Raw genomic sequence first — 16,699 nt, 5'->3', positions numbered from 1 at the left:
TTAAAGTGACCAATATTAAAATTCGACCAGCGTGTTTAGACGACCTAGGGCAGCTCAATTCGTTAATGTTTGATCTTCATGATTATCATCATCAATCCATGCCGACTGATATAAAAACGCCAGAAGAAATAGAAAAACAAAAGTCCATTGCGCGATATATGCATGACCCTGAATGCCTTGTGTATGTGGCAGTCGATCCAATTAAAGACAATGTGGTCGGGTTTATTACCGGGCATTTCTGCGAACTTATTTCTGTGGTCAGTAAGCCTATTCAAATGGGCAGTGTTGATGAAGTGTTTGTTTCTCCTGAATACAGAAAGCAATCCGTAGCCAACCAATTGATGCAACGTTTAGAAAAAACCTTTGAAGAATATGGTGTTAAAAAGATATTTGTTGAGGTGTGGCACTTTAACCAACATGCCCTTAAATTCTATGAGAAGAGTGGTTTTAGCCATCATATTCATTGGCTTTGTAAATCGATTGAATGAGGCGTACTTCTACGCAGTCTCGCCCAATCCAATTCGGAGTCTGTCTGCGTAGAATATGTAGAGAACTATGAACCAATTTCAAGATGACGAGTGTTTTAGACGTTGAGAATAAACCTTTCGATAACCTCAGCAACACCAGAATTCTCATGGGTATCGGTTATATGATCCGCTAAGGCTTTGGTCGCTTCCGTTGCATTACCCATGGCAACACCAAGTCCAGCGTATTTAATCATATGGTGATCGTTTTGAGCATCACCAATGCTGATCACCTCTGTAGGTTTAATCCCTAGGCAGTCTGCTACCACGGCAACACCAATGCCTTTGTTGCTTCCCAAGTGTAGAAATTCCAAAAATATATGTGCGCTTCTGACGATGGTGTAATCAGCATGGAGGTCGTCAGCCAAAAGTGGTGTGACTCTATCGAGCGCTTCCGATGAATCTGCAAACATCGCCTTGACAATCGGATGGTCGTCTTCTAACTGCGAGAAATCAAATTCGTTGACGCTAAGGCCATTAATAAAGGCTTCGCGTTCGGTATATTGGTTGTTTTTTGGCGTAATTAGGCCGTGTTCAACACTAAAGGCGTGCATATGTACGCCGAGTTCTTCAGCAACCCTTGCTACGCGTTTTGCATCTTTGCCTGTAATGATTTGGCTGTGTATCTGTTTTAAGTCGGAAACACGATGTACATAAGAACCATTAGAGGAGACCACAAAATCTTTGTCAGACGTTAGTTCCAGTTCTTTAAGTTTTTCTTCCATACCTGCGAGCGGTCGGCCGGAAGCAAGAATAACCGTTACACCTCGCGCTCTTGCTTGAGCTATAGCCTCTTTATTGCGTGTTGTGATTTCTTTTTTGCTGTTTAGCAGCGTACCATCCATGTCTAAAGCGACGAGTTTATACATAACCTACCCAAAAAATAAAATTGAAAAACGAAAGGAAGAATACACTAGTTCTAATTGACCTTAAATATGTTGTGAATTAATGTCAGCGGATGCGTTTTAAAAGAGATAGTGAAATGAAGAAAGCCGTTGTTGTTTTTAGTGGAGGACAAGACTCGACTACTTGTTTAGTAAAAGCGATTCAGGAGTTCGACGAAGTACATGCAATTACCTTCGATTATGGTCAAAGGCACAAATTAGAAATAGAGGTGGCCAAAAATCTGGCAAAAGATCTTGGTATCGCGGCTCATAAGGTTATGGATGTAGGGTTATTAAACGAACTTGCTATCAGTTCGCTCACTCGTGATGATATTCCTGTGTCACATGCGCTTCAAGAAAACGGGCTTCCCAATTCATTTGTACCTGGAAGAAATATACTTTTCTTAACCTTAGCGGGTATTTATGCCTATCAAATCGGTGCGGATACTATTATTACGGGTGTGTGTGAAACGGATTTTTCTGGGTATCCAGATTGTCGCGATGAGTTTGTTAAGTCAATAAATGATGCACTGGTAAAAGGCATGGATAAAAAACTGACTATTCAAACGCCTTTAATGTGGTTAAACAAAGCAGAAACATGGGCATTGTCAGACCATTATAATGCGTTATCTCTTGTTAGAAACAATACCTTGACCTGTTATAACGGCATCATAGGTGATGGTTGCGGTGATTGTCCGTCCTGTGAATTAAGAAAAGCAGGCTTGGACGATTACCTTTCTAATCAAGATGGCGTGCAGGCGGCGCTGCGAAGTAAAAGCCATGCCGCGTTGTAAAACCGAGATCAAAAAAGCCCAACCTTAGTTGTAATGCCGGTCACTTAAGAAAAAGTATTCGTCGTCATTCCCGTGAAGACGGGAATCTGGGTGGGTATAGATCCCCACTTTTGTGAGGATGACGGAGTTTGATGTCTTAAGATAACAGCATTAAACCTTAGTTGGGCCTTATAAAGCCTGTTACTCAGTTATTCTTAGATGCTTAAAGAAATAACTTCGCGAGTTCTGAAGGCTCTAATTCTTTGCCTTCTAATGACGCATTCCAGTTAATTCCAGCTAACACGCCATCTTCAGCTAAGGTGATAAGCCAATCTTCAACAAAAACGTCTAATGGGATTTCGCAAATCTCAAATTCAGCCCACTCTTCAACGTTATGTATTGCCGCGTCTTCTTTGTTGGACCAGAATGGCATGACTTCACTATTTTCAAACTCAGAAGAGTCGCAGGCTAGCCAGTCTTCTTCACTATTTCTTAACCCCCAAACTATTTTAGTTTTCTTAGTATCAGTTATAAATAACTGTAAGTTTGCTTCTATGTCTGATGTTAGCTTTGTCATTAATATGGCCTCAGTAATCGTTAGGCGACAAGGTTACCATTAATTGCGGGCTTTGTTGCGTAATTCGATGAAACTAAATGAGGAGCTTGCGATCTGATCGATTACATCAGTTAATCATCGTAGTCCTATACCGAAACCTCGTTACTAAACAACTAACTGGAAACAGTACAACAAAGCCATAATTAACCGTGGCTCTCTCATGTTCTGGATTAATGAAGAAGCCATAAGAGAGTGAAAACAAAGCAAGCAGAACAAGCTTACGGGGGCTTGGTATGCCTTAAACAGTATATTGTTTAAGAATTATTCAATTTCAAGCAAATCGTTCTTTTGTCCGAATTACGCAACAAAGCCTTAATCACGTTGTTAAACAATATTTTATTGTTTATTGCTTCAGATGGGATGGTATACTGTAAAGATATCGTGCAGATTTTACATTTAGTTAATATTCTACAATGATCTTTCGGTCATGTTGACTCGTATTTAAAAGAATTCATTTCGCACTAAATTCCATAGTAGTAGATATCCGTGTTGGGGAACCTCCGTATGAACGAACAAATTTTGAATCAAAATGCCATTATTGAATCCAGCACTGGTAGCGCTATTTTGATTAGGCCAGGTGAAGCCGCGAAGTTTGCCGAATCAGGTATGCAATTAATTCCCCAAGACATATTAATGACACCTAAGAACGCTGAAGTCATTGTGCAAATCAACGGTCAACAGGTCATTGTAGACAGAAACTGTGTCTCTTGCCTTGCACCTGATGGCCTTAATAATGGTCAAAACCTCGCCATTGCGCCAGTATCTGGTGACATAAATGTTGACCCCACGGCGATAGCGAGTGAACTGGCTACACTTGAGCTTGACGATATTGCTGATATCCAAGCCGCTATATTGGACGGGATTGACCCGACACTTGCATTAGAAGCAACGGCTGCTGGCGGGCAGGGTGCAACAAGTGCAAATGCCGGCTTTGTCACTATCGATTATACCTATATGGAAACGTTGGCTTCCACGTTCTTCGAAACGCAAGGATTTGAGCGAACACAAGCAACCGAAGATAATGATATTCCTCTCATTCGACCCGCGGAAGGCGGACAAGTAGGCTCGGCCTCTATTACTGAGGGAATAATCGATTCATCGAGTGCGTTACAAACGTCAACGGTTAACAGTACCGTTACCGCAGGAAACCGACCTCTCGATCCGCTAACGTTCACCTTTGAAGAAGTTCAGCTTGAGACACTGCTTGTCGAGCTAAATAGTGAGATTACTTCATCAGGTGAGCCCGTTGTATTCCGGTTCGACGAGGCAACAAACAGCATTATTGGTGTACAGGGTGGCGAGACAGTCATTACGTTTGCTTTAGTAACCACATCCGTTGGGGCTAATGTAGAATTGTCCCTCACCACTACGTTAGAACAGCCTATCGATCACAACACGTCGATTGGTAGCACAGGATTGGTTCGATTTACTGACAATAATCTGTCAATCGATATCGCTATTCAAGGTCAAGACACCAGTAATAACAGTCTTGTTTCTCCAGTCGTGCTTACGTCAACCATCCTTGATGGACAAGACCAAACGACAGTCGATATTGATATCGATTACACAGAAACAACAGAACTGACGCCTGAAAACCCAGCCATTTTTGAAGGCGCAGCCATTAATATCGGTTCTGATTACCTTCAGGACATCCGCTTTGATGAAGCAAGCACGGCATTATTTAATGACGTACTCACAAATAATCAACCACTAGAAGCGGTATTGTCGGACGATGGACGAACGCTATCGGTATATGTTGCCGGAGAGCCTAATAATCTTGTTCTAGAGGCGACTATTGCTCTCGATGGAACCTATTCGATCACTCAATATCAGGTACTTGAACAATTAAATTCTGGCAGTGATGTTATTAATTTCCCACTACCGATCACGTCCGTAGATTTTGATGGAGACGTTGTTACTAACGAATTGAATTATTCGGTTAGAGATGGGGTATTAGCTACGGCTACCGATAGTTCAATCGAATTTGTAGAAACTCAAGCACCACAAACCTTCAATCAAGATAGTCAAGGTTCACCATTGACTGTGGCAGTAGTACAAGGCAGCGACGATGTTGAATCGGTAACCTTTAATACTGCTGTCGAAAGTGATGTAGTCTGGGGTAGCCTAACGAGCAATAACGAACAGACATCGGTCAAGGTAAGCGATGATGGCAAAACCGTTATTGTCTACACAGGTGATGACAGCACTGACAGCAATAGCTATGTTCTGTCAGCAACCATCAATATCGATGGCAGCTACAGCATTACTCAACATCAAGCGATAGAACAAGTTAACGGTGATGGTGATATCAATGAACTAACCATTGGAGTGGATGTTACTGACACCGATGGTGACACCGTGTCAAATGCCGCCAATATCAATATCACGATAGCGGACGGTGTGCTCGCAACCGCAACCGATAGTAACGTTGCCCTCACGGAAACACAAGGTCCTCAAACGATTACCGGCGGGGACTTAACCGTTGCCGTTGTTCAAGGCAGTGACGATGTTGAATCGGTCACCTTTAACAATGATGTATTATCAGACGACACATGGACAGGCTTAACCAGCAATAACAGTGATACCAATGTCGCTATTATTGAGAATGGCACCAAGGTGGTTGTTTACACGGGCTCAGACAGTAGTAATACCGCGAATTACGTGTTGTCAGCGACCATCAATATCGATGGCACCTACAGCATTACGCAACATCAAGCGATAGAACAAGTTACCGATAATGGTGATATCAATGAACTAACCATCGGAGTGGATGTTACTGATACTGATGGCGACACCGTATCAAATGCCGCCAATATCAACATCACGATAGCGGACGGTGCGCTTGCAACTGCGACCGACAGCAATGTTGCTTTTACTGAAACACAAGGTCCTCAAACGATTACTGGCGGGGACTTAACCGTTGCCGTTGTTCAAGGCAGTGACGACGTTGAATCGGTCACCTTTAATACAGCCGTTGAAAATAATGTGGTTTGGAACAGTTTAACCAGCAATAACGAACAGACTTCAGTCAAGGTGAGCGATGACGGCAAAACCGTTCTTGTTTACACGGGCTCAGACAGTAGTAATACCGCTAATTACGTGTTGTCAGCGACCATCAATATCGATGGCACCTACAGCATTACGCAACATCAAGCGATAGAACAAGTTACCGATAATGGTGATATCAATGAGCTAACCATCGGAGTGGATGTTACTGATACCGATGGCGACACGGTATCAAATGCTGCCAATATCAACATCACGATAGCGGACGGTGCGCTTGCAACCGCGACCGACAGCAACGTTGCCTTCACGGAAACACAAGGCCCTCAAACGATTACCGGCGGGGACTTAACCGTTGCCGTTGTTCAAGGCAGTGACGACGTTGAATCGGTCACCTTTAATACAGCCGTTGAAAATGATGTGGTTTGGAACAGTTTAACCAGCAATAACGAACAGACTTCAGTCAAGGTGAGCGATGACGGCAAAACCGTTCTTGTTTACACGGGCTCAGACAGTAGTAATACCGCGAATTACGTGTTGTCAGCGACCATCAATGTCGATGGCACCTACAGCATTACGCAACATCAAGCGATAGAACAAGTTACCGATAATGGTGATATCAATGAACTAACCATCGGAGTGGATGTTACTGATACCGATGGTGACACCGTGTCAAATGCCGCCAATATCAACATCACGATAGCGGACGGTGCGCTCGCAACCGCGACTGACAGCAACGTTGCCTTCACGGAAACACAAGGCCCTCAAACGATTACCGGCGGGGACTTAACCGTTGCCGTTGTTCAAGGCAGTGACGACGTTGAATCGGTCACCTTTAATACAGCCGTTGAAAATGATGTGGTTTGGAACAGTTTAACCAGCAATAACGAACAGACTTCAGTCAAGGTGAGCGATGACGGCAAAACCGTTCTTGTTTACACGGGCTCAGACAGTAGTAATACCGCGAATTACGTGTTGTCAGCGACCATCAATATCGATGGCACCTACAGCATTACGCAACATCAAGCGATAGAACAAGTTACCGATAATGGTGATATCAATGAGCTAACCATCGGAGTGGATGTTACTGATACCGATGGCGACACGGTATCAAATGCTGCCAATATCAACATCACGATAGCGGACGGTGCGCTTGCAACTGCGACCGACAGCAATGTTGCTTTTACTGAAACACAAGGTCCTCAAACGATTACTGGCGGGGACTTAACCGTTGCCGTTGTTCAAGGCAGTGACGACGTTGAATCGGTCACCTTTAATACAGCCGTTGAAAATAATGTGGTTTGGAACAGTTTAACCAGCAATAACGAACAGACTTCAGTCAAGGTGAGCGATGACGGCAAAACCGTTCTTGTTTACACGGGCTCAGACAGTAGTAATACCGCTAATTACGTGTTGTCAGCGACCATCAATATCGATGGCACCTACAGCATTACGCAACATCAAGCGATAGAACAAGTTACCGATAATGGTGATATCAATGAGCTAACCATCGGAGTGGATGTTACTGATACCGATGGCGACACGGTATCAAATGCTGCCAATATCAACATCACGATAGCGGACGGTGCGCTTGCAACTGCGACCGACAGCAATGTTGCTTTTACTGAAACACAAGGTCCTCAAACGATTACTGGCGGGGACTTAACCGTTGCCGTTGTTCAAGGCAGTGACGACGTTGAATCGGTCACCTTTAATACAGCCGTTGAAAATAATGTGGTTTGGAACAGTTTAACCAGCAATAACGAACAGACTTCAGTCAAGGTGAGCGATGACGGCAAAACCGTTCTTGTTTACACGGGCTCAGACAGTAGTAATACCGCTAATTACGTGTTGTCAGCGACCATCAATATCGATGGCACCTACAGCATTACTCAACATCAAGCGATAGAACAAGTTAACGGTGATGGCGATATTAATGAGCTAACCATCGGAGTGGATGTTACTGATACCGATGGCGACACGGTATCAAATGCTGCCAATATCAACATCACGATAGCGGACGGTGCGCTTGCAACTGCGACCGACAGCAATGTTGCTTTTACTGAAACACAAGGTCCTCAAACGATTACTGGCGGGGACTTAACCGTTGCCGTTGTTCAAGGCAGTGACGACGTTGAATCGGTCACCTTTAATACAGCCGTCGAAAATAATGTGGTTTGGAGCAGTTTAACCAGCAATAACGAACAGACTTCAGTCAAGGTGAGCGATGACGGCAAAACCGTTCTTGTTTATACGGGTAATGATAGCAACGATACAGACAGTTATGTCTTGTCGGCAACCATCAATATTGATGGTACGTACAGCATTACACAATATCAGGCGATAGAACAAAATAATCAGCCGTTAGATAAGACAGTTTTGAGCATCGGTGTGGATGTTACTGACACCGATGGTGACACGGTATCGAATGCGGCAAATATCGGAATTACCATAACGGATGGCGCCTTAGCGACGGCGACGGATAGCAATATTGCCTTGACTGAAACGCGAAGTGGTCAAACGATAAGTACAGATGATTCTGGTGCTGATTTGACCGTTTCGGTTGTTCAGGGCAGTGACGAAGTTCAATCAGTCACGTTCAACATCGACGTATTATCAGACGATACATGGGCAGGATTAACCAGTAATAATAATGACACCAACATTGCCATTATTGAAAACGGGACCAAGGTAGTGGTTTACACTGGCTTCGACAGCGGTACTGCCGCTAACTATGTGCTGTCAGCAACCATTAATGTTGATGGTACCTACAGTTTTACGCAGCATCAGGCGATAGAACAGTCTAATGGTGATGGTGATATAAATGAACTAACCATCGGTGTGGATGTTACCGATACCGATGGCGATACCGTATCAAATGCCGCCAATATCAACATCACGATAGCGGACGGTGCGCTCGCAACCGCAACCGACAGCAACGTTGCCCTCACGGAAACACAAGGTCCTCAAACGATTACTGGCGATGACTTAACTGTTGCGGTTGTTCAAGGCAGTGATGATATCCAATCGGTTACGTTTAACAGTGATGTATTATTAAATAGCACGTGGGGAGGGTTGACCAGTAATAACAGTGATACCAATATCGCCATTGTTGAAAATGGTACTAAGGTGGTCGTTTATACTGGCTCAGACAGCAGTAATACTGCTAATTATGTGCTGTCTGCAACTATCAATATCGATGGCACTTACAGTGTTACTCAGCATCAAGCGATTGAACAGGTTAATAGCGATGGTGATATCAATAAACTGGTCATCGGTGTGGATATTACCGATACGGATGATGACACAGTAACGAATGCGGCCAAGATCGGAATTACCATAACGGATGGAAAAGACCCAATCGTCTCCAACATTCAGAATGTCCGTTTAGAAGAAAGCGGCATAGACAAAACGTCCGGCCAAGTTGAAGGCAGTTCCGATTATTTGGAGACTGAGCATGATTCAACGATGATCAGTGTCACCCAAAATGTCGACAACATTGAAACATTCGAACTAGATTTAGTGCAGCTTAATTCCCTTCTCGACGCAGAACCGATCCTTTCTGGTGGAAGAGAAGTTGTATTTATAGAGGTATCTGTCGGTGTTTATCAAGGTGTTACTTTAAAGAATAATGGTGACGTAAGAGATGTCATCATTAATGTGACTGTAAATAACGATGACACATCGAATACTTTTGGCCAGGTTAACTTTGAGTTAGTACGAGCAATCACACACTCTAAAGCTGATGGAAATGATGATGAAGTTACGTTCATCGTGCCTGTTATTGCGACCGATACAGATGGCGACGTCGCGACAAATGAATTCAATGTCACTATTGTCGATGACGTACCAGTAATAGAATCTAACCAAGAAATTGCGTTAGCAGAAAGCAGTACTCGAAGCCATAGCATTAATATCTTCGTCGCAGTGGATGACGATAACGACGGGAAACTTGATAACCATCGAGGCGCTGATTTAGGAAAAATAACAGAGACGGAGTATTCAGGTCCTGCTAACTCAGAGGTAGAACTAAGACTGGATTCGACAACCAACAGTAAAAGCGATTACACGATCATATTCAAAGGCGAAGAGATTGGAACGTTAGAGGTCAGATCTGGAGGCAAAGTAACCTACACAAGCCTTGGAAAAGATATCGATACTGGCGTCGACGGACTTGATATTCCCATCACGTTTACGGCGACCGACAGGGATGGTGATACGTCAACATCCTCTATAAACATCCATATTTCTGATAGCACTTCCATTATTGAAACACTGAGCGCATCAGGAACGGAAGATGCTGGTCGTAACAACGCGATAGTCGGTTCTGATAATGTAGTGAATGACAATGACAACGTCGATGCGACGAATGCCCCCATTAAAGTCGACTTTGTGGTAAACGTCGGTGACCTTGATTCCAATGAAAGCTTGCATTCCATCTCGATTTCAAACAATGCAAATGGCAGTTTCTATTATTTAGATAACAATGGAAACTATATTGCCGTCTCCGGTGGTGAGTTAACAGCAAGCCAAATAAAATCTTTTTCGCTTGATGGCGACAAATTGTCTTTAGATAACCTGTACTTTGTGCCAACGAATGATAGGTCAAGCGGAAGCAACGGGTTTAGATATAACATCAGCGCTGTGATATCGAGAACAGATGATAACAGTGGTGTAGAACTAGAAACCATCTCTGGAAGATTAGCGATAGATGTTTACGCTATTGCGGATACACCTACTTGGCGTAACCTAGACACTTACGAATCAGGGACGGAAGACGAAGGCAATATAGTATTAAATATCAAGGCAGTAACACAAGATAATAATAGTGAAACGATAACCTATGTTGTGGCCTTTAAAGACGGTGATTCGAACCATACTCTTGAACTAGCCGATGGTACAATTTTAGTCGCGGAGTCGATCACATTACCGAACGGCGACGTTGTAATGGGTTACAACGTCACCGCACAGCAGGTCAAAACACTGCAAGTCAATCCAGAAGACAATTTTAGTGGTGTCATCGAACTTGAAGTAACGGCAATTTCAACAGAGAACAACAATAGATTAGTCGAGCCAGGCAAAGAACAAGCTTACATATCGGATACCGTGGTTATCGATGTACGTCCTGTTGCCGATGAAGGTGAATTAATCGTAAGTCGTGTCAATGTTGATGAGGACACGGCATTTTTAACCCAAGATCATATCACCGTGAATCTGTTCGATGACCTCACCGATAATTCTGAACAAGCCTATATCGAGTTAATAGGGCTTCCTGAGGGAAGTGTCTTTAGCTACATAGATGGCAGCGAAACTATCACGCTGATCGTTAACGCTGATGGAAAAGGTTTAGAACTGGATTCTAATGGCAATGTTATTGATGTTGCTAAGCCTGTGGATCTTATTTTTACCTATGATGTTATTCAAGATTCAAACACAACCATTACGCCACCTCAAGACAGCAATGTTGATTTTGACTTTACAGTTAGAGCTTCAATTGAAGACACGGCGGACCTTAATAACGGCAATGCGGTTGACACCAATGTAAGTATTCCAGATCAAGTTATCCATGTTGATATAAAAGGCATTGCCGACGCGCCAGTTGTCGTTGGTAACGGACAATGGGATGTAATTCAGTCTGGCGATGAGATCTCGGGCATCAAAACGACAATCGATGAGAATTCTGAAGTCACGCTCGATTTTGCCATTGAGACAGGCGAGATAGTAAGCCCTGAAGATGGCTCCGAAACGATCTCTATTATTCTTTCGGATGCAGGTGGTGGCGATGCTGGCGAATATAAAATAATCGATCTTGCTACAGGTAATGAAGTCAGTTTGACTTATGTTGGTATTGAAAATGGCTATCCAAAATACGAAGCAAACGTGTCGAGTACAAATATTAAAATTGTACCATTAGTCAACTCTACTAACGATATTCACATTATTGCGAAAATAATTGTGACGGAAAATGATGGCAATACGAGAATAGAAGAAAAAGACATTTTTATCGAAGTGACGCCAGTCATAAGTAGCGCAGATAGCTATGCAACTACGTCAACAGGGAATGAAGATACGGCGATAAGTGTCAATTGGTATGCGAATTTACTCGATAATAAGACAACGGTAGACAATGAGTTTATAACCTCAGTGACGTTAGATGGTGGCCCTTCTGATGTACAAGTAATAATTGATGAAAGCGACAATTATAAGGTAGAGGTTAATGGTGGCGATGCCGCGCAATACCTTGTTAACGGAGAATACATACTCGCTGCTGATGACACGATTACAGTTACCGCTGTAGATGGTATGGCATTAACTAAAGATACTCTAACTATTAATGTTCTTGCACCCGAAGACTCAAGCGTTGATTTTGAGTTCGATACCGAGTTGACGGTTAAAGAGGTGGATGTAGATAACGAGAATAATGTGGCCACAAATGTCATTAACGGCGTTGTTAGCGTTGTCGTTAATCCCGTAGTTGAAGGTGATGATGAAGCCATACTTACCATCACGACGCTAAACACGGACGGCATTTCTTTTGAAGATGGCGGCGATACTGATAGCAGTAATGATGTCTATAATGTTAACGGCGACAACGATAGCATTAGCTTTACTATCAATGGAGAGGAAACGGGAGCCAATATTTCAATAGGGTTTAATGACCTTGACCCATCGTCCTTAGAGCAGGTATCTGAAATCGTCATCGATCTAAATTTATCGTCTCCTTTGAGTGATGCCGATAATTATTTAATCGACCAGCTATTTATAACTGGCGCTATTGATAATGGCGATGGTACGTGGACCGTCATTGACGAAAATTCTTTTGCAATTACTGCACCTGATGGTCTGTATGCCCTTGGTGAAACAGACCCTTATGAACTTAGCTTTACCGTTAGAGCTGAAGTTGTTGACTTGGGAGACGAGGGTGAAGGTAGCGCGCCTAAAGAAGTATCAACGGATATTAACGTTGTGTTTCTCCATCCAAACTCAAGCGTGCATACAGATGATTTAGCTACAACACTTTTACCTGACCCTGTTATTACCCCCGAGACGGTTATCGTTGGTACTGAAGACAACGCTATTGACTTAATGGAGCAGCTTAAAGGTCTAGGAATACTTAAATTTGAAGGTGCAGACGCTAAAAATGATGTGGTTTCAATTGTTATTGATACCTCTATTGAACCATTTACCTCATTAGGCGGTTTGTCGATTAATGGTGAAGAAAACTTCAATAATGGAAAATTTGCAATAAACTTCGAACTCAATGCAGATGGAAGCTTCATAACAAATGAAAGCTTAATGCTGACATTGCCTAACAATTATTCAGGTGATTTTAAATTGCCTATCACTGTTGTCATTACGGATAAGACGTCAGGTGATGAAAACATCACAACGCTGAATCTACCCGTACAAGTTACGCCTGTTGTTGATGGTATAAAGGAAACAACATTAGTCGTTGAAACGACGGATAGCTTTACCGATAACGAACCAACATCAATAGTGGCTGGTAAGGCGTATGAAGATGGAGCCATCCACCTAAATTTAACGATTGATAAATTGGATGGTTCAACACTCCAAAGCGAAGGCGGTATTGAAACTCTTGATACTGTGGCCGTAAATCTTGTTGATCCAAGCTTGGGGTCGTTATCTTTTGAAGGCTCACTGGACAGCTACGGCGTTGGTGCGATTTCTTTGGTCAATGGAGGTGTCAGTATCGATGCGTCTAAATTGAACAATGGTGTTAGTGCTGAAGACGTGCTCAATGACCTGATTTTTACGCCCGTTCACGATCTGGGTGGCGTCACCGTTGAGCTAGAATTATCTGGCACAATGAGCGACACCACAATATTTGATGTGGGTGGCACTGAACTAGTAAGCCATGGTGCGGTGCCCGTTGATGTTGACTTAGGTAGCGTTAGTTTTGATATTATCGCGGTGGTTGATGGTGTTGAAACCACAAACGCTGACGGTAGTTTACTCGATGTGGCCATATCGGGTGATGAAGATAGTGCAATATCGTTAGGAAATATCGGTCTACGTCTTGATGATTCTGACGGTTCAGAGCAATTTGTATCAATCAAACTCACTAATGTTCCCGATGATTTTCAGTTACAAGTGAATGCTGGATCTACCGGTCTATATTCTGTGAAAAACAATGGTACTGGTGAATGGAGCATTCAACTCAAGGGTAGCAATATAGATGCCGCTGACCTAGATTTAACCGGAATTGAGATCGTTCCGGCAGAAGATTTTTCTGGTACGGTTAATCTACAATATGTTGTATACACTCAAGAAAAAACCATTGACGTTCCAGTAGAACAAACCGGTTCTATCAAACTTACGGTTTTACCGAAAGGCGATGAGATCGATACAAGGGTAGCGGCTACCGCGATAGGAACGGAAGGCGAGGACTTTGTCTTAGACATCAATGCGAAAACTGTCGATAACCAAGACAGTCTAGAGGCCGCATCTGGTACATTGGATTACACCGAAAACGACGTAGAGAAAATAGAAATCACGATATCCGGTGTTCCCGAAGGGGCGTTGATTTCGTTAGCAGATGCTGATTCGGTTGTGTTAAATGCTGATGGCACTTGGACAATCATCGCTGATAGCCCTGTCACTCAAGTGACGTTTAACTCAGCAGATTGGAATAGCAACAATTGGCCGGACAATGGTTCTGGTTTGTCACAAATATTTGTTACTGTACGAACCATCGATAGCGACGGTGTTGGCGGGAACGTAAGCTATGGTGAACCATCAACTATTATCCCAATCACACTTGATATAGAGTCGATAAACGACAAGCCAATCATTGAAGCACCAGATACCTATACACCTGAATTAAATGAAGATGGTTCGATTCTAATTACCAATATTCAAATCGCCGATCCAGATTCTGCAGATGTTGATGCATTAGACGATTATGTTGTGACCCTTGCAGTGAATGACAGCCGTATTACGTTTGACGGTTCGCCTTCTTGGGCCGTGGATAATGGTGATGGTACCTATACGTTATCGAATACAATTTCCGAAATAAACGCATTGCTGACAACAGGGTTTACCGTTGTACCGAATCCGGACTTTAACGGCACTGTGTCGGTCAACGTTGACGTTAATGACGGTGGAAATAGCGGCACGGATAGCGGAATAGATGGTGAACACATTGCTGAAACCTACCGTTTTGATATCACGGTTAAGCCGATTAACGACAAACCAACGATAGAAGTCGACAATAACAGCCCAGCCGTGATTGATGAAGGTGGCTCGATTCTAATCGATAACATTCAGATTGCCGATATAGATTCTAACGACCCTGATGCGCTCAATGATTATGTAGCAATTCTTACTGTGAATGATAGTACGGTCATATTCAGTGGCTCGCCAAGTTGGGTAGTGGATAACGGAGACGGCACCTATACGTTAACGAATTCGCTTTCTGAAATAAACGCATTACTCACAACAGGGTTTACCGTTGTGCCAAATCCGGACTTTAACGGCACTGTGTCGGTCAACGTTGATGTTAATGACGGTGGAAACTACGGTGCTGATACAGGGGTGGTTAGTGAACACGACGCTGATACCTACCGTTTTGATATCACGGTTAATGCCGTTAACGACGCGCCAGTAAATACACTGTTTGATAGCCTGGCTGTCGATGAAGGCAGTGTCACGAAACTGACTGGATTAAGTGTAGAGGATATCGACTATGCAACGCGACCTGAGACCACACCGATAACGGTAACGTTAAGTACTTTGCAAGGTACGCTTACTTCCGTAATACCAGATTCATTATTGAATGTTACCGTTGATACTTCGAATCCTAATCAGGTCATTATTCAGGGACCAATTTCAGAAGTAAATCAACTGTTAACAGCCTCGGATGAAGGTGAAGGCGTTTTTTACACGGTTAGTAGTGGCAACACTGCTACGACTGATACTTTGACGATGGTGACAAATGACGGCGGAAATTATGATTCTGTCGGTACGATAGAATTGGATACAGACACAGCGGCGATCACTATTGCACCTGTCGTATCCGGTATTCCTGAACTACAACTTGCACTGCAAACTCAGCAGATTAGAACCAGCGTTTCCGGTAACCTTGCCGCTATTGGTATTCCGCTTATCGGACTGAATGCTAATCTGGTCTTCGCCTCAGATGTTGATACGGACGAAACCATAACAATACGAATTTCTGACTTGCCAGACACCGCTTCTGTGACGGGTGCAACGTTGAGTGGTGGTTCGTGGTACATCGACGCAGATGCCTTGGATTCTGCAGAAATTGTTGGTTTAGACAGCTCAGCTTCCTTGTCCGTTGTTGCGATAGCAGCAGAGTCGGGTGCAGTATCAGTGGAGAGCAGTCCAACCAACGTTAATATCGTTGTCGTTGAGGACAATACGCCTGATGTTGAGAGTGATCCGCAATTGATCGTCGCTTCTGATGAACCCACTATGTTACTTGGTACGGACGGAGCCGACATACTAGTAGGTGGAGCAGGTGGCGACCTATTAATAGGCGGTGCAGGCGATGATATTTTGACCGGTGCTGGCGGTGCAGATCAGTTTATTTGGACTCAATCAGATTTTGTCAGCGATAGCGTAGATATTATCACTGACTTTAGTACAACCGAGGGTGATACTATTAACCTGTCAGATCTGTTGAGCGAAAATGAAAACGAAACGTTAGAACACTTCCTAAGCGAACATGTTAGCGCTACCGTTAGTGATAATGGTAACGATATAAATCTACTCATTACAGGTGACAGTCCAGATGTAGTGACGCAGACAATTGTTGTGCAAGGTTTAGGGGCTGATTTCTCAAGCACGAGTACTGATTTAGTCAATGATCTTTTTGATGCTCATGTGTTTGGATAAACAAAATTTTAGTTAAGATAG

5 protein-coding genes and 1 pseudogene are annotated in these 16,699 nt (G+C 43.3%); 4 read left to right on the top strand and 2 right to left on the bottom strand.

Annotation, left to right across the window (positions count from 1 at the left end; genetic code table 11):
- The first annotated feature begins 5 nt into the window (after nucleotides 1–5).
- On the top strand, nucleotides 6–488 hold the full coding sequence (locus IUZ65_RS08405) for a GNAT family N-acetyltransferase (protein WP_195703306.1): 483 nt from the start codon (nucleotides 6–8) through the stop codon (nucleotides 486–488).
- A 95-nt stretch (nucleotides 489–583) separates the two neighbouring features.
- Here the strand turns inward: IUZ65_RS08405 and IUZ65_RS08400 are convergent, their stop codons facing one another.
- Nucleotides 584–1,393, bottom strand: a complete 810-nt coding sequence (locus tag IUZ65_RS08400; protein WP_195703305.1) for a Cof-type HAD-IIB family hydrolase — start codon at nucleotides 1,391–1,393, stop codon at nucleotides 584–586.
- 113 nt (nucleotides 1,394–1,506) lie between these two features.
- On the opposite strand from IUZ65_RS08400, the gene queC reads away from it, so the two are divergent.
- Nucleotides 1,507–2,202, top strand: coding sequence for a 7-cyano-7-deazaguanine synthase QueC (queC, locus tag IUZ65_RS08395; protein ID WP_195703304.1), 696 nt, complete (start codon nucleotides 1,507–1,509; stop codon nucleotides 2,200–2,202).
- Between the two features lie 202 nt (nucleotides 2,203–2,404).
- Here the strand turns inward: queC and IUZ65_RS08390 are convergent, their stop codons facing one another.
- Nucleotides 2,405–2,758, bottom strand: coding sequence for a DUF2750 domain-containing protein (locus IUZ65_RS08390; protein WP_195703303.1), 354 nt, complete (start codon nucleotides 2,756–2,758; stop codon nucleotides 2,405–2,407).
- A gap of 127 nt (nucleotides 2,759–2,885) precedes the next feature.
- Between IUZ65_RS08390 and IUZ65_RS08385 the strand changes: the two are divergent.
- Both IUZ65_RS08385 and IUZ65_RS08380 read left to right on the top strand, forming a co-directional pair.
- Nucleotides 2,886–2,990: pseudogene (locus tag IUZ65_RS08385) on the top strand (IS5/IS1182 family transposase); the annotation flags it as partial.
- A 311-nt stretch (nucleotides 2,991–3,301) separates the two neighbouring features.
- Complete coding sequence (locus IUZ65_RS08380) at nucleotides 3,302–16,678, top strand: retention module-containing protein (RefSeq protein ID WP_231363576.1); 13,377 nt, start codon at nucleotides 3,302–3,304, stop codon at nucleotides 16,676–16,678.
- Nucleotides 16,679–16,699: the final 21 nt, after the last annotated feature.

Source organism: Vibrio sp. VB16 (assembly GCF_015594925.2).
In the GTDB taxonomy this organism is placed as follows: Bacteria; Pseudomonadota; Gammaproteobacteria; order Enterobacterales; family Vibrionaceae; genus Vibrio.
This window is presented reverse-complemented; position numbering and strand designations above follow the sequence as displayed.

What these genes read in the sequence shown, in the direction of transcription:
- IUZ65_RS08400 (WP_195703305.1), bottom strand. Translation starts at nt 1,393, where the DNA reads ATGTATAAACTCGTCGCTTTAGACATGGATGGTACGCTGCTAAACAGC.
- queC (WP_195703304.1), top strand. Translation starts at nt 1,507, where the DNA reads ATGAAGAAAGCCGTTGTTGTTTTTAGTGGAGGACAAGACTCGACTACT.
- IUZ65_RS08390 (WP_195703303.1), bottom strand. Translation starts at nt 2,758, where the DNA reads ATGACAAAGCTAACATCAGACATAGAAGCAAACTTACAGTTATTTATA.
- IUZ65_RS08380 (WP_231363576.1), top strand. Translation starts at nt 3,302, where the DNA reads ATGAACGAACAAATTTTGAATCAAAATGCCATTATTGAATCCAGCACT.